Raw genomic sequence first — 20,938 nt, forward strand, 5'->3', positions numbered from 1 at the left:
CTTCCCCCCTGGTGCGTCCGACAAAGGTTGCCCCGAACTGCGAATACGAGCGCCGGACACCGACATCCCCCACCGAAGGCCGTGTCGCTCGCGTAGCACCATGCGATCCCCACCGAGCAAGGTAGCGGCCCGATCACCTCCCGCGAGGACAAACCGCAAACAATCTCTTCAACTATGTAGCCGTACCGTGGAGATGATGTTGAGGCGAATCCCTGACCGAGGTCCGCAATCCGTCGCATACTGGGCTCGCGCCAGCTGGAGGGGAATGATGAAGCCTGCGACGGTCGAGGTGATCGTGGTCACCTGGAACAGTGCCGAGGTCCTGCCCGGACTGCTGGACTCCCTGGAACAGGGGCTCCAGGGAGTCCAGTGGCGGCTGACGGTGGCCGACAACGCCTCGGCGGACGGAACTCTGACGCTCCTCCAGGAGCGGATACCCGGGGCCAGGATCGTCCGGACCGGCTACAACGCCGGGTACGCGGCGGCGATCAACGCCGCACTCGCCGGTCTCGAACCCCGCACCGCCGTCCTGGTGCTCAACCCGGACATCCGCCTCTCCCCCGGCTGCGTCGCCGCCATGCTGCCGCACCTCGACCGCCCCGGCACCGGCATCGTGGTGCCCCGGCTGCACGGCGAGAGCGGCGCCCTCACCCACTCGCTGCGCCGCGAACCCGCCGTGCTGCGGGCGATCGGCGAGGCCGTGCTGGGCAACCGCCGGGCCGGGCGCTGGTCGCTGCTCGGCGAGACCATCACCGCCGGGGCCGCCTACCGCGCCGCCACCACCGTCGACTGGGCCACCGGTGCGGCCCTGCTGATCTCCTGGGACTGTCTGCGGGACTGCGGCCCCTGGGACGAATCGTTCTTCCTCTACTCCGAGGAGACCGAGTACGCGCTGCGCGCCCGTGACCTCGGCCACCGCACCCGGCTCGCCCCCGACGCCCACGCCGTGCACCTGGAGGGCGACTCCGAGGTCTCGCCCCGGCTGTGGACTCTGCTCACCCTCAACAAGGTCCGGCTGTTCCACCGCCGCAACTCCGCCGCGGCCAGCGCCGTGTTCTGGGCGGCGATGCTGCTGCGCGAGGGCTCCCGGGCACTGCTCGGCCAGGAGCGCAGCCGGCGGGCCGCCGCGGCCCTGCTCAGTCCCGCCAGGCTGCGCACCCGGCCGACCGCGGACAACCTGGTCTGACCGGTGTACCTCTCCTCCAGTCGGGCCGCCGACTCCGCGGCCGGGACCGGCACCGGATCTCCCCGCTCCCGCGCCGGGCGCCGGGTCGCAGCCAATGTGCTGGTGCTCGGGGTGGTCAGCTTCCTCACCGACGTCTCCTCCGAGATGGTCAGCTCGGTGCTGCCGCTGTACTACACCTCGGTGCTCGGTCTGACGATGCTCCAAACCGGCTTCCTGGACGGGCTGTTCAACGGGGCATCGGTCTTCCTGCGACTGGCCGGCGCCCACCTCGCCGACCGGTTCCACGCCCGCAAGCCGGTCGCGGTGGCCGGTTACGCGCTCTCCGCCGTGTGCAAGCTCGGCCTGCCGGCGGCGGGCGCCTCGCTCCCGGGCATCAGCACCGTGCTGGCCGTGGACCGCAGCGGCAAGGGCCTGCGCACCGCCCCGCGCGACGCACTGATCTCGCTCTCCAGCACCCCCGGGGCACAGGGCCGGGCCTTCGGTGTGCACCGCACCCTGGACACCGCGGGCGCCTTCGGCGGTCCGCTGATCGCCTTCGCAGTCCTCTCGGCCGTGGCCACCGCCTACGACGCGGTGTTCATGGCGAGCTTCTGCGTGGCCGCCGTGGGCGTCCTGGTGCTGCTGCTCTTCGTCCGCGAGCGGTGCGGCCCCCGCCCCGAACGCCGGCCGGTCACCCTCGGCGCCGCCTTCGGCCTGCTGCGCGAGGGGGCCTTCGGCCGCACCTGCCTGTGCGTGATGCTGCTGGAGACCGCGACCATCAGCGACGCCTTCGTCTACCTGTCCCTCCAGCGCCAGGACGACCTGGCCGCCCGCTGGTTCCCGCTGCTGGCCCTCGGCACCGCCGCGCCGTACCTGCTGCTCTCGCTGCCGCTCGGTTCGCTGTCCGACCGGCTCGGGCCCTGGCGGCTCTTCCTCGCCGGACACGTCTGCTTCCTCACCGTCCTCGCGCTGCTCGCCTCCTCCCGGGGCGGGCCGGTGGTGCTGGTCGCAGTGCTCGTGCTGCACGGCGTCTTCTACGCGGCCACCGACGCCCCGCTGATGGCCCATGCCGCCGCCCTGCTGCCCGCGCACTCCCGCACCTCGGGCTTCGCAGTGCTGCAGAGCCTCCAGGCGCTGGGGATGTTCGCCTCCTCGCTGCTGTTCGGCCTGGCGTACCGCTACCTGGGGCCGCATCCGACCCTGTACGCCTTCGGCCTCGGCCTGCTGCTCTGCCTGGTGGCGTCGGCCGTACTGGTCCGCGCCGTCCTGCCCCGCCCCGTGAACGCGCCGACCGCGAAAGAGGCGAAGTGACCTTGACCCGCCGAGTCCCGTCCGAGGCCGACCAGGACGGGCCGCTGTTCACCAGGGGTCGCCTCGCCGTCTTCGCCGTGGCCCTGGTGCTGCTAGCCGGCCTCGGCATCGGCTACGGCCTGCACGCCGCTCACCGCGCCGACCGCGGCATGCACCAGGGGTCCGGCACGGCCCCCGCCGCCGGGGAGCTCGACCTCACCGGCGCACACGGCGAGCTGCTGTTCCGCGACACCGAACCGGGCCCCGGCTTCGGCCTGCTGGCCACCGTCGACCGCGCCGACCCCACCGGCCCGCGCACCGTCGGCCACACCGCCTGCGAGCGCGCCTACTCCGCTGCCGGCACGGTCGTCTGCCTCACCACCGAGTACGGCGCGATCCCCAGCCACCACGTCAGGATCCTGGACGCCGCCCTGCGCGAGCGGCGCCGGATCGACCTCGGCGCGGGCGCCCCCAACCGCGCCCGGATCTCCGCCTCCGGCCGGATGGCCTCCTGGACGGTCTTCACCTCCGGCGACTCCTACGCCGCCAACTCCTTCTCCACCCGCACCTCCGTCCTGGACGTGCGCACCGGAGCCCTGACCGCCACCCTGGAGGACTTCTCCGTCAGCAAGGACGGCGAGTCCTACCTGCCGGCGGACCGCAACTTCTGGGGCGTCACCTTCACCTCGGACGACAACACCTTCTACGCCACCATGTCCCCGGTGAGCACCGGGAAGACGTACCTGGTCAGGGGAGACCTGGCGGCACGCCGGATGACCGTGCTGCGGGAGAACGTCGAGTGCCCCTCGCTCTCCCCCGACAACACCAGGATCGGCTTCAAGAAGCGCGTCTCCAGCGATCCGGTCCGCCCCTGGCGGCTGTACGTGCTGGACCTGGCGAGCGGCAGGGAGACCGAACTCGCCGAGACGCGCAGCGTCGACGACCAGGCCGCCTGGCTCGACGACACCACCCTCGCCTACGCCCTCCCGGCCGCCGGCGGCACCGGCTCCGACCTGTGGACCGTACCGGCCGACGGCACCGGCAGCCCCGCCCTGCTGCTGCACGGCGGCTTCTCCCCCGCGCTGCTGCCGTAGCCCGGTAGCCGCTGCCGCCGTCCCCCGGAAGCCGCTGCCGCCGCAGCTCAGTAGATCAGGTAGCCCGGCCGGTGCCCCTCGTCGGCGATCTCGCCGTTCGCCTGGGCCTTCAGCCGGTGCGACAGGTCCTCCAGCGCGCGTGAGGCCGCCAGTTCCTCCCCGATCCGCGCCAGCGGGCGGTCCTCCACGCTGCGGGTCGCCTCGCCGTGCCCGCGCAGCCCCGGTGCCCGGGGTCCGACCAGGGACGCCTCGCAGACGGTGTGCACCCCGTCCTCGGAGAAGCTCAGCTGCACATCCCACTGGTTCTGCATGGCGACCTCCCAAACCCCCTGCTGCCGTCGCTACCCCAAGCGTGCGCCCCGCCCCCGCCGCCTGCAAGGCACGGCCGCCCGGGCCCCGTCCGCCGCCCGGGCGCCGCGCGCTGACCGACCGTCAGGATGCCCCACCACCCGATCAGTCCACGTGTGCCGGAGCGGCCACTTGAGAACGAATGGTTATGTTTGGGACCCTTATGTCCCTATTTATCCGCGAGGTGATCCGCATGTCCCCGCATGAGCCTGTCACCGTCCAGGACCGCGCAGCCGGGATCCGGCCCGCCGACTCCCGCCGCACCGGCGACTGAGGGCGTCCCGGCCTTGCCCACCCCACACCCTTCGAAGCCCGAGACGGTCGAGACGGCCACCCTCAGGCTCGCGAGTGACGTCGCCTGCGCCCTGAGGGGTGCGGGCGACGCCGCGTTCCGGCTGGAGCAGCACCCGCAGGGCGCCGAGGCCGCCCACCTCGGTGCCGTACGGGCGCTCGGAGCCGACGCGCTGGCCCCCTTCGTCGTCGGCCCGCACACCCTGGGCCCCGGCGACGTCGCCCTGCTCACCGAGGCCGTCCGCGCCGTCCCCGCCCCACGGCCGCTCGACCCCGTCACCGACCGGCTCTGGGGCCTGCGCGACTGGGCCCTGTGCCGCACCCTGACCGCCCTCGGCGTCGACCCGGACGGCTGGGACGGGCTCGCCGACATCCACCGGTACGGCCTCGCCGCACCCGCACCCGCGCCCGTCGATCCGGTCCAACGGATCGAGCCCCGGCTCGCCGACGAGCCGTGGCCCACCTGGACGGCCGGCCTGGCCCAGCTGTCCTCGCTGGCCCTGCCCGGACTGCACTGCCCGCAGCGTGACCAGGCCAGGCGCCGCCGGCTGGACCTCGGCCGGGGCCTCACCCACGCGCTGCTCCGCCGCGACCTGCTGCGCGCCGCCCGGCTGGCCCGCTGGCTCGCCCTGGACAGCGCCACCCGTCCCGAACCGCTGCTGAGCACCGCACTGGCCCACATCGAGGTGCTCGCCGCCGACCAGCCCAGGACGCTGCTGGAGACCACCCTGGCCCGCCGGACCGCCGACACCGACCGGTACTGGATGGGGGCGCGCTGATGGACCCGCTCGACCTGCACCTGCCCCGCCAGGTGGGCGCCCGCGCCCTTGAGTGGCTGGACCGCTGCCACGGCTCCCTCGCGCTGGACCCGGCCGTGCCCTGGTACGAGATCGACGAGCCCTCCCTCGGGGCGCTGGCCGAACTGGCGCTGGCCGCCGCGACGGTCCGGCGGGAGTCGGTGGGCAGCCCGGAGACCGCCCGGACCGCCGACCGGCTGCTGGCCTTCAGCTGGCGACAGTTCCACGAGGGCGAGCTGCTGTACGAGCTCCAGCGGCAGACGCCCGCGGCCACTTACCCGATGGAGATCTACTCGCCGCTCGCCGCACTCGGCTACCGCCACCGCGCCCTGGACCGGCTGCTCGCCCACCTGTCCGCCACCAGGGCCGCCCAGGTGCCGGAGCACTCACCGGGCCGCCGACTCGCCGTGGCCGCCGCCGCCCGCCGGATCGGGCTGCCCGGCCACCACGACCTGGCCGAGCTGACCCGCCGCACCTGGCTCGGCGGCGTCCCCGAGCCCTGGATGCTGGACGGCCGGGGCGCCCACGGGGTCACCCGCACCGTCTTCCACCTCACCGACCGGGGCGCCGACCCGGCCGGCCTGCCCGCACACCTCCAGCGCTATCTGCACCAGTGGCTCCCGGCCTGGCTGCAGGCCTTCACCGAGGCCCGCAGCTGGGACCTGCTCGGCGAACTCCTCGCCGTCGGCGCCTGCCTGGAGCAGCCGCTGTTCCACGCCGAGGCGTGGGCGGCCCTCGCCCAGGCGCAGCAGGCGGACGGCATGCTGCCGGGTGGCGCCACCCGGCCGCCCTCCGGCCCCGAGCGGGCCTTCCGCAGCCACCACCCGACGATCACCGCTGCAGTCGCCGGAACCCTGGCGCTCTCCCGGGCGATCGGCAGTCCCCGAGCGGCGGGGGTGGCTAGTTGAGCGAGCGAAGCCCCGGGACACACCCCCTCCCACCAGCCGGTCAGGCGGCCCGAAGCGCCGAACTCACCACCGCTGCCGACTCGTTCGCCCTGCCCGGCCCGCCGCGCCCGGCACCGGCGTGCAACCCCTCCGAGGGCGAGCTGCGCGAACTGCTCGCCGCACAGGCCGCGGTGGTGACCGCCGATCCCCTGGTCCCGGCAGTGGTGATCTCGGCGATCCGCCCGGGCGCGGCCGCCGTGTACTGCACGGGCGTCCTCACCCTGGGCGGCAGCACCACCCCCGACCCCGCCACCCGCTTCCAGGTCGGCTCGCTCACCAAGGCGTTCACGACCCTGCTGTTCGCCGAACTGGTCGCCCGCGGCGAGGTCGCCGAGGCCGACCCGATCGAGACCTACCTCCCGGTCGGGGCCGCCCCGCGCCGCCGATCCGAGCCGCCGATCACCCTGTTCGACCTGGCCACCCACACCTCCGGACTCCCCCGGCTCCCCCGGGGGCTCTACCGCAGCGCGGCGGCCCGGATCGTCTCCGACCCGTACGCAAGGTACGGGGAGGCTGAGTTGTACCGTGCCACCGCCAGGCTGCGGCCCCGCCGCTCACCGCCCGCCGTCCGGTACTCCACCTTCGGGATGGGGCTGCTGGGCCTGCTGCTCGCCCGGGCCGCCCAGGCCGAGTACGGCGAGCTGCTCGCCGAGCGGGTCCTGCGGCCGCTCGGCCTCACCGGCACCGGTACCGGCGACTTCGACGCCACCATGGCCAACCGGGCGAGCGGCCACCGCCGCGGCCGGACGGTGCCGGACTGGCACTTCCAGGCGCTCGCCCCGGCGGGCGCCCTGCACTCCTGCGGGGCCGACCTGCTCACCTTCCTGCGCGCCCAACTCCACCCCGGGCAGACTCCGTTGGCCGAGGCACTGCGTGCCACCCAGCGGCCCCGCCACTCGCTGCCGGACGGTGCCGGACCGGTCTGCCTCGGCTGGAACCACCGGATCACCCGCCGCGGCCGGACCGTCCTCTCGCACGCCGGCGCCACCGGCGGCTTCACCGGCTACCTCGCAGTCAGCCCGGACGCCGGGGCGGGCGTCGCAGTGCTGGCCAACGCCACCCCGACCCGTGCCCACCCGGTCGTCGGTGCGGGCCGCCGGATCCTGCACGACCTCCTCCGCCCACCGGCGGCCTGAGCCCCACGCCCCGGCGGCCGGGGAGACCGTCGGGGCACGGGGAGCCGCGCGGACAGGACGGCCGCAAGGCCGCAGACCGGTCCGCGCGGCTCCCCGTGCGTCCGTCCGGGCCTCCACAGCGGCGGTCAGGGCCGCGGGCCCCCCAGCCGGTGCAGGAACAGATCCAGGTCGTCACCTCCCACCGGACACGGCCTCCCCCACTCTTCCGGGTTCCACAACTCGCGCTGCCCGGCCGTACCTCCTCCGGAACCCGCCGACCCGTTCGCCACTCACGGCGTGACCGTACCCGCGGTGCGCGCGAGAATGGGGTGAGGTGACCTCCCAGGGAGGGAGCGCGGACATGGCCCGCTCAGTCGGTATCGACCTCGGTACCACCAACTCCGTCGTCTGCATCCTGGAGGGCGGCGAGCCCTCGGTGATCCCGAACGCCGAGGGTGCCAGGACGACACCGTCCGTGGTGGCCTTCAGCAAGACCGGCGAGGTGCTGGTCGGCGAGGTCGCCAAGCGCCAGGCGGTCACCAACGTGGACCGCACCGCCCGCTCGGTCAAACGCCACATGGGCGAACCCGACTGGCACTTCCCGGAGTCCGGCGACATCGACGGCAAGCGGTACACCGCGCAGGAGATCTCCGCCCGGGTGCTGCAGAAGCTGAAGCGGGACGCCTCCGCGTACCTCGGCGAGGAGGTCACCGACGCCGTGGTCACCGTCCCGGCTTACTTCAACGACGCCCAGCGGACGGCCACCAAGGAGGCGGGCGAGATCGCCGGTCTGCGGGTGCTGCGGATCGTCAACGAGCCGACCGCGGCCGCGCTGGCGTACGGGCTGGACAAGGAGAACGAGCAGACGATCCTGGTATTCGACCTCGGTGGTGGCACCTTCGACGTCTCGCTGCTGGAGATCGGCGAGGGTGTGGTGGAGGTGAAGTCCACCAACGGCGACACCCACCTCGGCGGGGACGACTGGGACCAGCGCATCGTCGACCACCTGGTCAAGGAGTTCAAGAACGGCTACGGCGTGGACCTGTCCAAGGACAAGATGGCCTCGCAGCGCCTGCGCGAGGCCGCTGAGAAGGCCAAGATCGAACTGTCCTCGGCCACCGAGACCACCATCAACCTGCCCTACATCAGCGCCTCGCCCGAGGGCCCGCTGCACCTGGAACAGCGGCTCAGCCGGGCGGAGTTCCAGCAGCTCACCGCCGACCTGCTGGAACGCTGCAAGACGCCGTTCCACCACGCGATCGAGGACGCACGGATCACGGTCAAGGACATCGACCACGTGATCCTGGTGGGCGGCTCCACCAGGATGCCGGCCGTCACCGAGCTGGTGAAGGAGCTCACCGGACGCGACCCGCACAAGGGCGTCAACCCGGACGAGGTCGTCGCGATCGGCGCCGCGCTGCAGGCGGGCGTGCTCAAGGGTGAGGTCAAGGACGTCCTGCTGCTGGACGTCACCCCGCTGTCCCTCGGCATCGAGACCAAGGGCGGCATCATGACCAGGCTGATCGAGCGCAACACCACGATCCCGACCAAGCGCTCGGAGATCTTCACCACGGCCGAGGACAACCAGCCGTCCGTGCAGATCCAGGTCTACCAGGGCGAGCGCGAGATCGCGGCCTACAACAAGAAGCTCGGCATGTTCGAGCTGACCGGCCTGCCGCCCGCGCCGCGCGGCCTGCCGCAGATCGAGGTCACCTTCGACATCGACGCCAACGGCATCATGCACGTGGCCGCGAAGGACCTCGGCACCGGCAAGGAGCAGCGGATGACCGTCACCGGCGGGTCCGCGCTGCCGAAGGACGACATCAACCGGATGATGCGGGACGCGGAGCAGCACGCCGAGGAGGACCGCCGCAGGCGCGAGGCGGCCGAGACCCGCAACCAGGGCGAGCAGCTGGTCTACACCACCGAGAAGCTGATCCGGGAGAACCCGGACAAGATCCCCCAGGATGTGAAGAGCGAGGTCGAGCAGCCCATGGCCGAGCTCAAGGAGGCCCTGAAGGGCACCGACGACGCCGCGATCCGCACCGCACTGGAGCGGGCGAGCACGGCGGCGCAGCGGATCGGCGCGGCGATGTACGCGCAGTCCCAGGCTCAGGCTCCAGGCGGCCAGGCGGGCGAGGGCGGCGCCGGCGGGGCCAGGGAGGACGAGGTGGTGGACGCCGAGATCGTCGACGAGGACCGGCCGAAGGGGACGTCCCCATGAACGACTCCCACGAGGGCGAGCGCTCCGGCGAACTGGTGCTCTGCGGCGCCCGGCACCGTGCCGAGCCCGACTTCACGCCCGTCCGGTCTCGCGCCGATGAGGAGGTGCCGACGACCCCCGAGGAGCTGACGGCCCTGCTGGCCGAGCGGACCGCCGATCTCCAGCGGGTGCAGGCCGACTTCGAGAACTACCGCAAGCGGGTGCGGCGGGACCGGCTGGCCGTCCGGGAGATCGCGGTGGCGAACGTCCTGCTCGGCCTGCTGCCGGTGCTGGACGCCCTCGACCGGGCCCGCGAGTTCGGCGAGGTGACCGGCGGGTTCCAGGCCGTCGCGGACGAGCTGACCGAGCACCTCGCCGCACTCGGCCTGCTCCCGTTCGGCGAGGTGGGCGAGCGCTTCGACCCCACCCGGCACGAGGCCCTGACCTACCTCCACTCCCCGCAGGCGGCCACCCCCGTCTGCACCGCCGTCCACCGGCCGGGCTACCGGGTCGGCGGCCATCTGCTGCGCCCTGCCCAGGTGACGGTCACCGCACCGCCCGAGCACGGGTGACGGCCGTCGCGCCGCGCGCACGGGCGGTGATCACCGCACCTACCGGGCAAGGGTGTTGGCGAGAATGCCGGGCCCGTGACCGGATCGGTTCACTCGGCCGGGGCACAGGTGACTCATGTGCCTCCGGATCATTGCCATTTGACCTGTGACTCCATAAGTTAACCGAGCATGACGAGCAGTCAGCAGGCTGTCACCGCTCCGGCCATCCGCCTCTCCGGCCTACGGAAGTCCTTCGGTCACACGGAGGCGGTGGCCGGAGTCGATCTGGAGATCCCCGACGGCGAGTTCTTCTCGATGCTCGGCCCGTCCGGTTCCGGCAAGACCACCGTGCTGCGGCTGATCGCGGGCTTCGAGAGCCCGAGCGCCGGCACCGTCCACCTCGGCGGCACCGACGTCACCCGCCTCGCACCGTTCGAGCGCGACGTCACCACGGTCTTCCAGGACTACGCGCTGTTCCCGCACCTGACGGTTCGTCAGAACATCGAGTACGGGCTGCGGGTCCGTCGAGTGCCCCGGGCCGAGCGCGCCGATCGGGCCGGGCAGGCCCTGCACCAGGTCCGCTTGGACGGCTACCAGGACCGCCGTCCGAGCGAGCTCTCCGGCGGCCAGCGCCAGCGGGTGGCGCTGGCGCGGGCGCTGGTGGTCCGGCCCAAGGTGCTGCTGCTGGACGAGCCGCTGGGCGCGCTCGACCTCAAGCTGCGCGAGCAGATGCAGGTCGAACTGCGGCAGATCCAGCGGTCGGTGGGGATCACCTTCGTCCTGGTCACCCACGACCAGGGCGAGGCGCTGGCACTCAGCGACCGGATCGCGGTGTTCCACCGGGGCAGGATCGAACAGGTCGCCTCCCCGGCCGAGGTGTACGAGCGGCCCGCCACCGCCTTCGTCGCCTCCTTCGTCGGCACCTCCAACCTGCTCGGCGAGCAGGAGTCCCGGCGGCTGCTGGGGGTCGGCGGCACCCACAGCATCCGCCCCGAGCGGATCCTCGTCGCGCCCGCCGGCACCACGCCCGGCGCCGGCCAGCACGCCGTGGAGGGCACCGTCACCGAACGCGGCTACCTCGGCCACAGCACCCGGCTGCTGGTCGACCTCGACGGCGGCGGACGGCTCACCGTCCTCCAGCCCCAGGACGCCGCCCCCGCCGAACCCGGCTCCCGGATCACCCTGCTCTGGCAGCGCACCCACGACTACCAGGTATCCCCGTCCGACTGACCCCACGGAACCGAACGGAACCCGACCATGCGGAGCATCACGCGGACCATCCGAACAGTCACGGCCCTGGGCGCCCTGGCCCTCGCCGTCGCCTGCTCCGGCTCGACCGGCGGCGGTAGCGGCAGCCGTAGCGGGTTCAACCCGCCCAAGCTGGAGGCGCAGAAGGCCATCGGCCCTGGCGAGGGCAGACTCAACCTGATCGCCTGGGCCGGCTACGCCGAGAACGGCTCCAACGACCCCAAGGTGGACTGGGTCACCCCCTTCCAGAAGCAGACCGGCTGCCAGGTCAACGCGAAGACCGCCGGCACCTCCGACGAGATGGTCAGCCTGATCAAGACCGGCGAGTACGACGCGGTCTCCGCCTCCGGCGACGCCTCCCTGCGGCTGATCGCCTCCGGTGACGCGGCGCCGGTCAACACCGGGCTGCTGACCAACTACCGGGACATCTCGCCGTCCCAGAAGATGCAGAAGTGGAACTCGGTGAACGGCGTCGCCTACGGCATCCCGCACGGCTACGGCGCCAACCTGCTCGCCTACCGCACCGACAAGGTCAATCCCGCGCCCACCTCGTGGAGTTCGGTCTTCGCGGTCGACTCCCCCTACGCCAAGCACATCTCGGCGTACGACTCGCCGATCTACCTGGCCGATGCCGCCGTCTACCTGATGTCCGCCAAGCCCGAGCTCGGCATCAAGGACCCGTACGCACTGGACCAGAAGCAGTTCGACGCCGCCGTGGCGTTGCTGAAGCAGCAGAACCGGAACATCGGCGAGTACTGGAGCGACTACCTCAAGGCCGCCTCCGCGCTCAAGTCCGGAAACACCGTGATCGGCAGCTCCTGGCAGGTGGTGGTGAACACCGCCGTCGGCGAGGGCGCACCGGTGGCCACCGCACTCCCGACCGAGGGCGCCACCGGCTGGGCCGACACCTGGATGGTCTACGCCAAGGCCCAGCACCCCAACTGCGCCTACCAGTGGCTGAACTGGATCACCTCCCCCAAGGTCAACGCCCAGGTCGCCGAGTACTTCGGCGAGGCCCCCGCCAACCAGCTCGCCTGCCAACAGACCACCGACAAGAACTTCTGCACCACCTACCACGCCGGTGACACCGCGTACTGGAGCAGGGTGCACTTCTGGGCCACCCCCGTCCCGCAGTGCCTGGACGGCCGCACCGACACCACGTGCGTCCCGTACGCGCAGTGGGTGCAGGCCTGGACGGCGATCAAGGGCTGACCGGTGAGCTCACCGACCTCCGCACAGCGGCTGGCCGGCGGTCTGCACCGCCGGCCCTGGCTGCGGCTCACCCTGCTGCTCGGCGCCCCGGCGGCCTGGCTGCTGGTGGCGTACCTCGGTTCGCTCGCGGTGCTGTTCTGCTCGGCGCTGTGGACCACCGACCCGTTCACCTCGGACGTGGTCAGGGTGTGGAACCTGGACAACTTCCAGCAGCTGTTCACCACCGGCGTCTACCGGCAGGTCGCCCTGCGCAGCCTCGGCACGGCGGTCGCCGTCACCGTGCTGGACGCGGTGATCGCCTTCCCGATCGCCTTCTACATGGCCCACGTCGCCCGGCCGCGGATACGTCCACTGCTGGTGGTCGCCGTGCTCACCCCGCTCTGGGCGAGCTACCTGGTCAAGGCGTACGCCTGGCGCGGCATCCTGGCCGAGGGCGGGCTGCTGGACTGGGCGGGCGGGCCGCTCGGCCTGCACTCCCCCGGGTTCGGGCTCGGCGCGACCGTCGCGGTACTGGCGTACCTGTGGCTGCCGTACATGATCCTGCCGGTCTACACGGGTCTTGAGCGGCTGCCGCCCGCGCTGCTGGACGCTTCCGCCGATCTCGGAGCCGGGCCCTGGCGGACCCTCCGCTCGGTGGTGCTGCCGCTGGTGCTGCCCTCGGTGGCGGCGGGCTCGGTGTTCACCTTCTCGCTCAGCCTGGGCGACTACATCGCCGTGCAGATCGTCGGCGGCAAGACCCAGCTGATCGGCAACCTGGTCTACGCGAACATCACCCTCAACCTGCCCCTCGCGGCGGCGCTCGCCACCGTGCCGGTGCTGGTCATCGTGCTCTACCTGCTCGCCGTCCGGCGCAGCGGCGCGCTCAACTCCCTCTGACCGCCGAGGAGTCCACCGTGCACCTGTCCCGAGCCGCCCGGATCGCGGTGCGTACGGCCGCGTTCGCAGGGCTCGTGGTGATCTACGTACCGCTGCTGCTGGTCCTGGTCGACTCCGTGAACGCGGACCGCACCTTCGGCTGGCCGCCGAGCGGTCTCACGCTGCGCTGGTGGGCCGATGCATGGGACGACTCCGGTGCGCGGCAGGCGCTGTGGACCTCGGTCCGGGCCGGGCTCGGTGCCACCGCGATCGCACTGGTGCTGGGCACCCTGGCGGCGTTCGCCGTGCACCGGCACCGGTTCTTCGGCCGGGAGGCGGTCTCCTTCCTGGTGGCGCTGCCCATCGCGCTGCCGGGCATCGTCACCGGCATCGCTCTCAACACGGCCTTCCGTACGGTGCTCGGGCCGCTCGGGGTCGGGCTCGGTATGGTGACGGTGATCATCGGGCATGCCACCTTCTGCATCGTGGTGGTCTTCAACAACGTGGTCGCCCGGCTGCGGCGCGGCCAGGGCTCGCTGGAGGAGGCCTCGATGGACCTCGGCGCCGACAGCTTCCAGACCTTCCGGCTGGTCACCTTCCCGCTGGTGCGCAGCGCCCTGGTGGCGGGCGGCCTGCTGGCCTTCGCGCTCTCCTTCGACGAGATCGTGGTGACCACCTTCACCGCCGGCGCCGGGGTGCGGACCCTGCCGATCTGGATCTTCTCCAACCTGGCCCGCCCCAACCAGGCCCCCGTGGTGAACGTGGTCGCCGCCGTGCTGGTCCTGCTCTCCGTCGTCCCGGTCTACCTGGCCCAGCGGCTCACCTCCGACTCCCCGTCCGCCGGCCGCCTGTGAGGGCCCTTGCGCCGCCGGGCCGGGCATCGCATCGCTGGATCAACACCATGTCGTCGTGGGTGAGTTGGGGCCGTCCGGTAGTCCCTGGCACCGCCCCACCTCCCGGGACCGCCCCGCGCCCCGGGGCTGTCGGTGCCTGCGGGTAGCGTGGTGAGGGTGAGGGAGCGAGCAGGCTGGACCGCCAACGGGCTGCACTGGCACGGTGGCCGCCCGTATCTGAGCGCGCGCAACGGCGAGCGGGAGCACGAGCGCGCGGTGGCTCCGGGCGACCGGATCGGCTGGCTGCTCACCGGCCCCCGCCGCTGCACCGGCGTCTGGCTCCCCGGCGAGCCGCAGCGCCGCCCCTGCCCGCACGGCGCGACCATCGACCCGGACGGCGCCGCCGTCCAGTGCCCGGCCTGCCAGAGCGCGGACCGGGGTCTCGCACTCGCCCGCGACCAGATCCTGGACGACGGCCGCACCTACCGGCTCTACCTCGCCTGGCTCGGCACCGGCCTGCTCAAGGTCGGTCTGACCGCCGAACAGCGCGGCACCAGCCGCCTGTTGGAACAGGGCGCACTCGCCTTCACCTTCCTGGCCCGCGGCCCGCTGCCCGGCATCCGCCGCGCCGAACTGACGCTCTCCGGCGCGGGTCTGGCACGCGAGCGGTACCGCAGCCTGGCGAAGACCGAGGGCTGGTGGCATCTGCCCGGCCCCGCCCGGCGGCACGGCGACCTGGCCGAAGCGCGCGGCGAGGCGCTGCGGCTGCTGGCCGGCCACCGCATCGAGTGCTTCCCGGACGGCGAGATCACCGACCACGTCGAGCTGTTCGGACTCACGGACGGCGCCCCCGCCGAGTACCGCGAGGTCGCCGGCCTGTCCGACGGTGCCGTACTGGCCGGGACACTGCGCCGCCCGATCGGCCGCCACCTCTTCCTCGACCAGTCCGACGGCGTGCCCCTGCTGCTGGACACCCGCCGCCTGGCCGGCTGGACGCTCTCCGCCACCGACCGCCCGGCGGGCCCCGGCCTGGGCCTCCGCCCGCGCCGCCGCCCCGAGGCGCCGACCACCCAGGACGCGCTGTTCTAGCAGCTCGACGGGGGACGGGCACGCTGCGCCGTACGGATGCCGCCCGGTCGCGGGGCCGACATCATGGAGGCAGCGCCGCAGGACGCGATCTGGAGGAGGTCTGCCGTGACCAGCACCGGATGGACCCTGCCGAGCAGCGCCCCCGTGGAGTGGCTGCCCGCCCTCGACATCTCCGGGCCCGACCGGCAGCGCCGGCTCACCGTGCTGCTGCGACTGCTGCTGCTGATCCCCCAGTACATCGTGGTCTTCCTGCTGAAGATCGCGGCCCTGGTCACGGTGGTGATCGGCTGGTTCGCCGCCCTCGCCCTCGGCAGGCTGCCGAGGGCGGTGCACCGGTTCCTGGCCGAGTACCTCGGCTACGCCACCCGGGTGAACGCCGCCACCATGCTGCTGGTCGACCGGTACCCGCCGTTCACCCTGGACGCGCCCCCGGACTACCCGGTCCAGCTGGAGCTGCGGGCCGGGCGGCTCAACCGCCTGGCCGTGTTCTTCCGACTGCCGTTGATCATCCCGGCGGTCGTCGTGGCGAGCCTGGCCGTCTCCGGCTGGTACCTCCTGGCGGTCTTCTTCTGGCTGCTGGTGCTGGTCCTCGGGCGCATGCCGCGCCCGCTGTTCGAGGCGACCGCCGCGACCCTGCGCTACGAGATGCGGGTGAACGCCTACTTCCTGCTGCTGACCTCCGCCTACCCCAAGCGGCTGTTCGGCGACGAGCCGCCCGAGGCTCCCCCGACGGGCCCGCACTCCGCCACCCGCCCCCTGCTGCTGGGCGGCCCGGCCAGGTTCCTGGTCGCCCTGTTCCTGGTGCTCGGGCTGATCGGAGACCTCGCCACCTCCTTCGGCAGCCCCCACCGCGAGGAGAACACGGAGTTCCACGCGGCCACCGCCGTGGTGCGGGCGGCGTGAGCGGCGGGCGACTGCCGCGAGGGCCGTACGGGCGGAGGGTCAGCGGAATCCGCTCCCGGACCAGGCGCTCCACCAACTCCGGGCCCTCCATCGCCCGCAGCCCGTGGTCGAACCGTTCCACCCCCAGCAGGTCCAGCGCTTCCCCGACGTAGCCGGCGGGGCCCTCCTCGCCCGCGTGCGCGACCGCGCGCAGGCCGAGCTCGCGGGCCCGCCGGTAGACAGCGGTGAACTTCGAGTTCTCCCCTCTGGAAATATCTGACGAGTCAGTTACTGTTGTGTCAGGTGAATCGCCCACACCCCCTTCTCGAGGCAGGTTTCCCGTGCAGCTCGTCTACGTCCTCGACGCCTACTGCGGCTGGTCCTACGGCTTCGCCCGCACCATGGCCACCGTCGCCGACCGCCACCCCGGGCTTCCGGTCGAGGCGGTCTCCGGCGGCCTGTTCACCGGTGCCCGCCGGGTGCCGATCCGGGAGTTCGGCTACGTCCGGGGCGCGAACGCCCGGATATCCGAGCTGACCGGCGTCGAGTTCGGCCCGGCGTACGAACGGCTGATCGCCGACGGCTCGTTCGTGATGGACTCCGACGACGCCGCGCGCGCTCTCGCCGCCCTGCGCTCGGCGGCACCGGCCCGGGCCGTCGAGCTTGCCGCCGACCTGCAGCAGGCCTTCTACCGGGACGGCCTGAGCCTCTCCGACCCGGACACCTACCGGAAGGTCGCCGCCGACGCGGGCCTGGACGCCGGCGCGGTCGTCCGCTACTTCGAGTCCCCCGCCGCCGCGGCCGACGCCGCCGCCGACTTCCGCCGGGCAGCGCGGCTCGGCGTCGAAGGCTTCCCCACCCTGCTCGCGGTGGACGGCCGCCGCGCCACCGTCCTGGCCGTCGGCCACGCCACCGCCGCCGAGGTGGACCGCCGCCTCGCGGCGCTCTGAGCGTCCGCTTCGGCCCACGAGTCGACCACCACCATCCTCAGGAGATCCCGATGAGCACCCTCGACTTCAAGGTCATCGACCTGGACTTCCCGGTCGGCAGCAAGAACAAGACCGCCACCCTGGTCACCGGCGAGAGCGAGGCGCTGCTGGTCGACACCGGCTTCACCCGGGCCGACGGCCACCGCCTGGTGGCCGAGGTACTCGACTCGGGCAAGGAGCTGACGACGGTCTTCGTCAGCCATGGCGACCCCGACTACTACTGGGGCGCCGAGGTCCTCGCCGACGCCTTCCCCACCGCCCGGCTGGTCGCCACCGCACCGGTGATCAGCCACATCCGGGCCAAGTTCGAGGGCAAGCTGAAGGCCTGGGAGGCGGTCGGCGCCAACCGGCCGACCCGGCTGGTCGACCTGGAGCCGCTGGCCGGCGACCTCCACCTGGAGGGGCACCGCTTCCAGCTGATGGGCGGGGCCCCGGCGCTGCCCGACCGCCACTACCTCTGGCAGGCGGAGCACCGCGCGGTGCTCGGCGGCGTCCTGGTCTTCCAGCGGGAGCACGTCTGGACGGCGGACACGCCTCGGGCGGAGCAGCGCACCGCCTGGATCGAGCAGCTGAACGAGATCGAGGAGCTGGACCCGCGCCTGGTCGTCCCCGGTCACCGGCTGCCCGGCTCGCCGGCCGACCCCAGCGCCGTCGCCTGGACCCGCGACTACCTGCTGACCTTCGAGGCGATGCTCCCCGCGGCCGCCGACGGCGCCACCGTCACCGAGGAACTGGTCGAGCGCTACCCGGGCGCGGGCATGCTGATCGCGGCCCAGATCGGCCCGAAGGTCGCCAAGGGCGAGATGGCGTGGGGCTGACCGTGGACTCGACCGCGACCGCCGTACTCTCCACCGCCGGCAAGCCGCTCGACGTCCGGGTCGCGCACCACTTCGTGGTCCGGGGCGGTCTGATCGTCCGGTTCGAGCAGTTCGTGGACACCGCGGAGGTGCTTGCCGCGATGCGGCCCTGAGGCCGGCCCCGCCCGGTCCGTCGGTACTTGGACCGACCGGCGACAGGGCCCGCGGCGTCGTTGTGCCGGCCGCATCGCTGGTCGGTCCTACGCGATTGGACGGCCGGTGCGGCCGCCCGGGACGATTGGTCCGGGCACCAGTTCGATCAACCAGGGAGGGCTCGCGGTGGCGGAGCAGCAGATCAGCAGCGGGGCGCAGGCCGCCGCCGACCCCCGCATCCGGGCGGTCGGGGTCCTGCTGAGCGCGTCCGCCCTGCTGGAGCACCAGCTCGGCACCGCGATCCAGCGCGAGGCCGGGATCAGCCACTCGATGTTCGAGATCCTGCTGATCCTGGCCGAGCGGCCGGACGGCGCTCCGATGAGCGAGCTCTCCGGGCGGCTGGTCGTCACCAGCGGCGGCGCGACCCGGCTGGTCGACCGGATGGTCAAGGCCGGGCTGGTCGAGCGCCGGCCGTCCCCGAGCGACCGGCGGGTCCAGCTGGTCTCGATGACCGAGCAGGGCGAGACTGCCCTGGTGCGGGCCGCCCGTGCCCACGTCCGCGAGACCGATCGCCAGCTGTACGCGGCGCTGCCGCCCGAGGAGCTGACTGCCATGATCGGCGCGCTCGACCGGGTCGGGCGGCATGCCCGCTCGCTGCTTCCGCCACTGCGCTAGGTCTACTCGGTCATGACGTCGGTGACCGCCGGGCACCGGGTCGCGGGCCTTCCAGCACACGGCCTCGCACCCCTTCTTCAGCACGGGGCGGTCACCTCACGCTCAGCGCCCTTCCCCGCATCCCCGGGGTGCGGCCCCCTTATTCCGAACCGACACCTCTCCATGGCACACTCGGGACTCGTGTACACAACCAGCCAGGCGTCCAGGACGATCCGGGCCGCGATCTTCGCCGCCCTGGTCGTGCTGCTGGCTGCCCTGAGCCAGGTGGTGCTGAGCGGCCGGCCGCTGCCGGTCAGCGTCCTCGGCGGGGGTGCGCTCGCAACCTTCCTGGTCGCGTTCGTCTGCTCCGGCGCCGAGCACGGCTTCGGCCGGATCCTGGCGCTCTTCCTTCCGACCGAGCTGGCGGTCAACGTCCTGTTCGACCTCGGGCAGGCCACCTGTCCGAGCGGCGAGGCCGCGCTGCACGGCAGCCGCAGCAGCCTTGAGGAACTGATCTGCGGCGGCGGTTCGGTCGGCGGCTTCCTCACCGATCCGGCGGCCACGGTGGCGTCGGTCGGCGGTCTGTCCGTACTGCTCGGGCACGTCCTGCTCGCCGTCCTCGCCTCCTGGTGGCTGCGGCAGAGCGAGCGCGCGCTGCGCGGCCAGGCCACGGTCGCCCGGGCGCTCGGCGAACTGCTCGCCGGCAGCTGGCGGGTGCTGCGTCTGCGCGCCCCGCTCCCGGCCCGGCCGGTGCTCCGGCTGCGGATCCCCCGCGCCAGCCGCGAGCGGATCCCCGCCGACCCCGTCCTGCTCCGCCCCGCCGTCCGCCGGGGGCCGCCGGCCTTCGCGCCGGCCTGCTGAGCACCGTCCCGCACCTCACGCAGGCCCCGCCGCTCCCGGCACTTCGCCGGAGCGTGCCCATCCGTATCCGGACCGCGTGAGACAGGAACCGCATCACCATGAGCAACCAGCAGAAGTCGAACAAGTCGGCCACCGAGCGCCTGCGCGAGCAGCGGCTCCGCGAGGAGAAGGCGGAGAAGACCCGCCGCCGGGTCGTGCTCGGCGTGGCCTCCGCCGTGGTGGTGGCCCTGGCGGCGGGCGTGGCGATAGTGGTGAGCCAGCACAGCGGGGGCAGCAGTGCCGCCGCGGGGCCAGTGGTGGCCCCGGCCAACACCTCCGGCCCGGACGGCACCGTGATCACCTACGGCAAGGCCGACGCCAAGCACACCCTGAAGATCTACGAGGACTTCCGCTGCCCGATCTGCGAGCGGCTGGAGACCACCGACGGCAAGACCGTCCAGCAGCTCGCGGACAACGGCACCTACAAGATCGAGTACCACCTCGCCACCTTCCTGGACGCCAACCTCGGCGGGAAGGGCTCGCACAACGCGCTGGCGGCGGCCGGTGCGGCGCTGAACGAGGGCACGGACAAGTTCAAGCAGTTCCACGACGTGCTCTACGCGAACCAGCCGGACGAGCGGACCGACGGCTTCGGCGACGTCAACCACCTGCTCGACCTGGCAGGCAAGGTCCCCGGTCTGAAGACCGACGCCTTCGTCAAGGCGGTCAAGGACGGCACCTACGCCCCCTGGGCCGCCAAGGTCTCCCAGGCGTTCAACGACAGCGGCGTCAGCGGCACCCCCACCCTGATGCTGGACGGCAAGACGCTGAACGTCTTCGACGGCAGCGGCACCCCCGTCAGCCCCGAGCAGTACCAGGCGCTGGTCCAGCAGACCGTCTCGGCGGGCTGAGCCGATGCCTCGTACCGACACCGTTCCCGCCGGCCGCAGGCTGGCCTGGCTGCTGGTGGTCACCGGCGTGGTCGGACTGGCCGCCTCGGTCGAGCTGACCCTGGACAAGATCCGGATCTTCCAGAACCCGTCCTACGTCCCCAGCTGCAACATCAACCCGATCATCAGCTGCGGCTCGGTGATGCGCAGCGCCCAGGCCGCGGTCTTCGGTTTCCCCAACTCGCTGATCGGCCTGGTGGCCTTCGGCGTGGTGATCACGATCGGCGCCGGGATGCTGGCCGGCGCGGCGTACCGGCGCTGGTTCTGGCTCGGCCTGCAGGCGGGCGTGATCTTCGGGGTCGGCTTCGTCACCTGGCTGATGACCCAGACGCTGTACTCGATCGGCGCGCTCTGCCCGTACTGCATCGTGGTCTGGACGGCAATGATCCCGCTGTTCTGGTACACCACCCTGCACAACCTGCGCAGCGGTGTGATCCCGGTGCCGAGCGGCCTGCGCCCGGTGGTCCGGGAGGCGGACCGCTACCACTGGGCCGTTCCGGTGCTCTGGTACGCGGTGATCGCGCTGCTGATCCTGGACCGGTTCTGGTACTACTGGCGGACCCTGATCTGACGCTCCGCCGGAACTCTGCGCGCCGTGGCCCGGGCCGTCCGCCCGGGCCGCGGCGTTTTCGGTA

General features: G+C 72.7%; 22 protein-coding genes and 1 pseudogene. 21 read left to right on the forward strand and 2 right to left on the reverse strand.

From position 1 onward, the window contains the following. Window positions 1–268: 268 nt before the first annotated feature. From ABD369_RS08020 to ABD369_RS08030, 3 genes are read left to right on the forward strand one after another with little or no spacing between them, the layout of a single operon-like run. Window positions 269–1,186 carry a glycosyltransferase gene (locus ABD369_RS08020; protein ID WP_344635542.1) on the forward strand — a complete coding sequence of 306 codons (918 nt, stop codon included), beginning with the start codon at window positions 269–271 and terminating at the stop codon, window positions 1,184–1,186. Between the two features lie 3 nt (window positions 1,187–1,189). Further along, the gene (locus tag ABD369_RS08025) at window positions 1,190–2,476 is read left to right on the forward strand and encodes an MFS transporter (protein ID WP_344635543.1); all 1,287 of its coding nucleotides are present in this window, start codon (window positions 1,190–1,192) and stop codon (window positions 2,474–2,476) included. Then, window positions 2,473–3,549 (forward strand): TolB family protein, encoded by a 1,077-nt coding sequence (locus ABD369_RS08030; protein WP_344635544.1) that lies wholly within the window; start codon window positions 2,473–2,475, stop codon window positions 3,547–3,549. The genes ABD369_RS08025 and ABD369_RS08030 overlap by 4 nt, the downstream gene beginning before the upstream one ends. A 47-nt stretch (window positions 3,550–3,596) precedes the next feature. On the opposite strand, the gene ABD369_RS08035 is transcribed toward ABD369_RS08030, so the two are convergent. Next, window positions 3,597–3,860, reverse strand: a complete 264-nt coding sequence (locus ABD369_RS08035) for a dsRBD fold-containing protein (protein WP_344635545.1) — start codon at window positions 3,858–3,860, stop codon at window positions 3,597–3,599. Between the two features lie 324 nt (window positions 3,861–4,184). Between ABD369_RS08035 and ABD369_RS08040 the strand changes: the two genes are divergently transcribed. The 11 genes from ABD369_RS08040 to ABD369_RS08090 all read left to right on the forward strand — a co-directional run bounded on the left by ABD369_RS08040 (window position 4,185) and on the right by ABD369_RS08090 (window position 15,941). Then, entirely contained in the window at window positions 4,185–4,967 is a 783-nt protein-coding gene (locus ABD369_RS08040) for a hypothetical protein (protein WP_344635546.1), read from the forward strand. Further along, window positions 4,967–5,893 (forward strand): DUF6895 family protein, encoded by a 927-nt coding sequence (locus tag ABD369_RS08045; protein WP_344635547.1) that lies wholly within the window; start codon window positions 4,967–4,969, stop codon window positions 5,891–5,893. Before ABD369_RS08040 ends, ABD369_RS08045 begins: the two co-directional genes overlap by 1 nt. After that, window positions 5,890–7,068, forward strand: a complete 1,179-nt coding sequence (locus tag ABD369_RS08050; RefSeq protein WP_344635548.1) for a serine hydrolase domain-containing protein — start codon at window positions 5,890–5,892, stop codon at window positions 7,066–7,068. The genes ABD369_RS08045 and ABD369_RS08050 overlap by 4 nt, the downstream gene beginning before the upstream one ends. A 340-nt stretch (window positions 7,069–7,408) precedes the next feature. After that, complete coding sequence (dnaK, locus tag ABD369_RS08055; RefSeq protein ID WP_344635549.1) at window positions 7,409–9,271, forward strand: molecular chaperone DnaK; 1,863 nt, start codon at window positions 7,409–7,411, stop codon at window positions 9,269–9,271. Further along, window positions 9,268–9,822: a nucleotide exchange factor GrpE gene (grpE, locus tag ABD369_RS08060; RefSeq protein ID WP_344635550.1), complete on the forward strand. Its 555-nt coding sequence runs from the start codon at window positions 9,268–9,270 to the stop codon at window positions 9,820–9,822. Before dnaK ends, grpE begins: the two co-directional genes overlap by 4 nt. 168 nt (window positions 9,823–9,990) lie before the next feature. Further along, the gene (locus ABD369_RS08065) at window positions 9,991–11,031 is read left to right on the forward strand and encodes an ABC transporter ATP-binding protein (protein WP_344635551.1); all 1,041 of its coding nucleotides are present in this window, start codon (window positions 9,991–9,993) and stop codon (window positions 11,029–11,031) included. Window positions 11,032–11,058: 27 nt separating this feature from the next. After that, window positions 11,059–12,261: an ABC transporter substrate-binding protein gene (locus ABD369_RS08070; RefSeq protein WP_344635552.1), complete on the forward strand. Its 1,203-nt coding sequence runs from the start codon at window positions 11,059–11,061 to the stop codon at window positions 12,259–12,261. A 3-nt stretch (window positions 12,262–12,264) separates the two neighbouring features. After that, window positions 12,265–13,137, forward strand: coding sequence for an ABC transporter permease (locus ABD369_RS08075; RefSeq protein WP_344635553.1), 873 nt, complete (start codon window positions 12,265–12,267; stop codon window positions 13,135–13,137). Window positions 13,138–13,154: 17 nt separating this feature from the next. Beyond that, the gene (locus ABD369_RS08080; protein WP_344635554.1) at window positions 13,155–13,970 is read left to right on the forward strand and encodes an ABC transporter permease; all 816 of its coding nucleotides are present in this window, start codon (window positions 13,155–13,157) and stop codon (window positions 13,968–13,970) included. A 156-nt stretch (window positions 13,971–14,126) separates the two neighbouring features. Then, window positions 14,127–15,038 (forward strand): DUF2797 domain-containing protein, encoded by a 912-nt coding sequence (locus ABD369_RS08085; protein WP_344635555.1) that lies wholly within the window; start codon window positions 14,127–14,129, stop codon window positions 15,036–15,038. Between the two features lie 105 nt (window positions 15,039–15,143). Then, window positions 15,144–15,941 (forward strand): DUF4389 domain-containing protein, encoded by a 798-nt coding sequence (locus ABD369_RS08090; protein ID WP_344635556.1) that lies wholly within the window; start codon window positions 15,144–15,146, stop codon window positions 15,939–15,941. 28 nt (window positions 15,942–15,969) lie between these two features. On the opposite strand, the pseudogene ABD369_RS08095 reads toward ABD369_RS08090, so the two are convergent. Beyond that, window positions 15,970–16,173 (reverse strand): annotated as a pseudogene (locus ABD369_RS08095) (adenosine deaminase); the annotation flags it as partial. 88 nt (window positions 16,174–16,261) lie between these two features. On the opposite strand from ABD369_RS08095, the gene ABD369_RS08100 reads away from it, so the two are divergent. The 7 genes from ABD369_RS08100 to ABD369_RS08130 all read left to right on the forward strand — a co-directional run bounded on the left by ABD369_RS08100 (window position 16,262) and on the right by ABD369_RS08130 (window position 20,874). Then, window positions 16,262–16,870 (forward strand): DsbA family protein, encoded by a 609-nt coding sequence (locus ABD369_RS08100; RefSeq protein ID WP_344635557.1) that lies wholly within the window; start codon window positions 16,262–16,264, stop codon window positions 16,868–16,870. A gap of 50 nt (window positions 16,871–16,920) precedes the next feature. Further along, on the forward strand, window positions 16,921–17,727 hold the full coding sequence (locus ABD369_RS08105) for an MBL fold metallo-hydrolase (RefSeq protein ID WP_344635558.1): 807 nt from the start codon (window positions 16,921–16,923) through the stop codon (window positions 17,725–17,727). Next, the gene (locus tag ABD369_RS08110) at window positions 17,718–17,879 is read left to right on the forward strand and encodes a nuclear transport factor 2 family protein (protein WP_425557556.1); all 162 of its coding nucleotides are present in this window, start codon (window positions 17,718–17,720) and stop codon (window positions 17,877–17,879) included. The genes ABD369_RS08105 and ABD369_RS08110 overlap by 10 nt, the downstream gene beginning before the upstream one ends. Window positions 17,880–18,045: 166 nt before the next feature. Further along, the gene (locus ABD369_RS08115) at window positions 18,046–18,534 is read left to right on the forward strand and encodes a MarR family winged helix-turn-helix transcriptional regulator (RefSeq protein WP_344635559.1); all 489 of its coding nucleotides are present in this window, start codon (window positions 18,046–18,048) and stop codon (window positions 18,532–18,534) included. A gap of 180 nt (window positions 18,535–18,714) precedes the next feature. Further along, window positions 18,715–19,374 carry a hypothetical protein gene (locus tag ABD369_RS08120; RefSeq protein ID WP_344635560.1) on the forward strand — a complete coding sequence of 220 codons (660 nt, stop codon included), beginning with the start codon at window positions 18,715–18,717 and terminating at the stop codon, window positions 19,372–19,374. A gap of 98 nt (window positions 19,375–19,472) precedes the next feature. Beyond that, window positions 19,473–20,264: a DsbA family protein gene (locus tag ABD369_RS08125; protein ID WP_344635561.1), complete on the forward strand. Its 792-nt coding sequence runs from the start codon at window positions 19,473–19,475 to the stop codon at window positions 20,262–20,264. A gap of 4 nt (window positions 20,265–20,268) precedes the next feature. Then, window positions 20,269–20,874 carry a vitamin K epoxide reductase family protein gene (locus ABD369_RS08130; RefSeq protein WP_344635562.1) on the forward strand — a complete coding sequence of 202 codons (606 nt, stop codon included), beginning with the start codon at window positions 20,269–20,271 and terminating at the stop codon, window positions 20,872–20,874. Window positions 20,875–20,938: the final 64 nt, after the last annotated feature.

The organism is Kitasatospora cystarginea, assembly GCF_039533515.1.
GTDB lineage: Bacteria > Actinomycetota > Actinomycetes > Streptomycetales > Streptomycetaceae > Kitasatospora > Kitasatospora cystarginea.

What these genes read in the sequence shown, in the direction of transcription:
- ABD369_RS08020 (WP_344635542.1), top strand. Translation starts at nt 269, where the DNA reads ATGAAGCCTGCGACGGTCGAGGTGATCGTGGTCACCTGGAACAGTGCC.
- ABD369_RS08035 (WP_344635545.1), bottom strand. Translation starts at nt 3,860, where the DNA reads ATGCAGAACCAGTGGGATGTGCAGCTGAGCTTCTCCGAGGACGGGGTG.
- ABD369_RS08045 (WP_344635547.1), top strand. Translation starts at nt 4,967, where the DNA reads ATGGACCCGCTCGACCTGCACCTGCCCCGCCAGGTGGGCGCCCGCGCC.
- dnaK (WP_344635549.1), top strand. Translation starts at nt 7,409, where the DNA reads ATGGCCCGCTCAGTCGGTATCGACCTCGGTACCACCAACTCCGTCGTC.
- grpE (WP_344635550.1), top strand. Translation starts at nt 9,268, where the DNA reads ATGAACGACTCCCACGAGGGCGAGCGCTCCGGCGAACTGGTGCTCTGC.
- ABD369_RS08065 (WP_344635551.1), top strand. Translation starts at nt 9,991, where the DNA reads ATGACGAGCAGTCAGCAGGCTGTCACCGCTCCGGCCATCCGCCTCTCC.
- ABD369_RS08070 (WP_344635552.1), top strand. Translation starts at nt 11,059, where the DNA reads ATGCGGAGCATCACGCGGACCATCCGAACAGTCACGGCCCTGGGCGCC.
- ABD369_RS08105 (WP_344635558.1), top strand. Translation starts at nt 16,921, where the DNA reads ATGAGCACCCTCGACTTCAAGGTCATCGACCTGGACTTCCCGGTCGGC.
- ABD369_RS08125 (WP_344635561.1), top strand. Translation starts at nt 19,473, where the DNA reads ATGAGCAACCAGCAGAAGTCGAACAAGTCGGCCACCGAGCGCCTGCGC.
- ABD369_RS08130 (WP_344635562.1), top strand. Translation starts at nt 20,269, where the DNA reads ATGCCTCGTACCGACACCGTTCCCGCCGGCCGCAGGCTGGCCTGGCTG.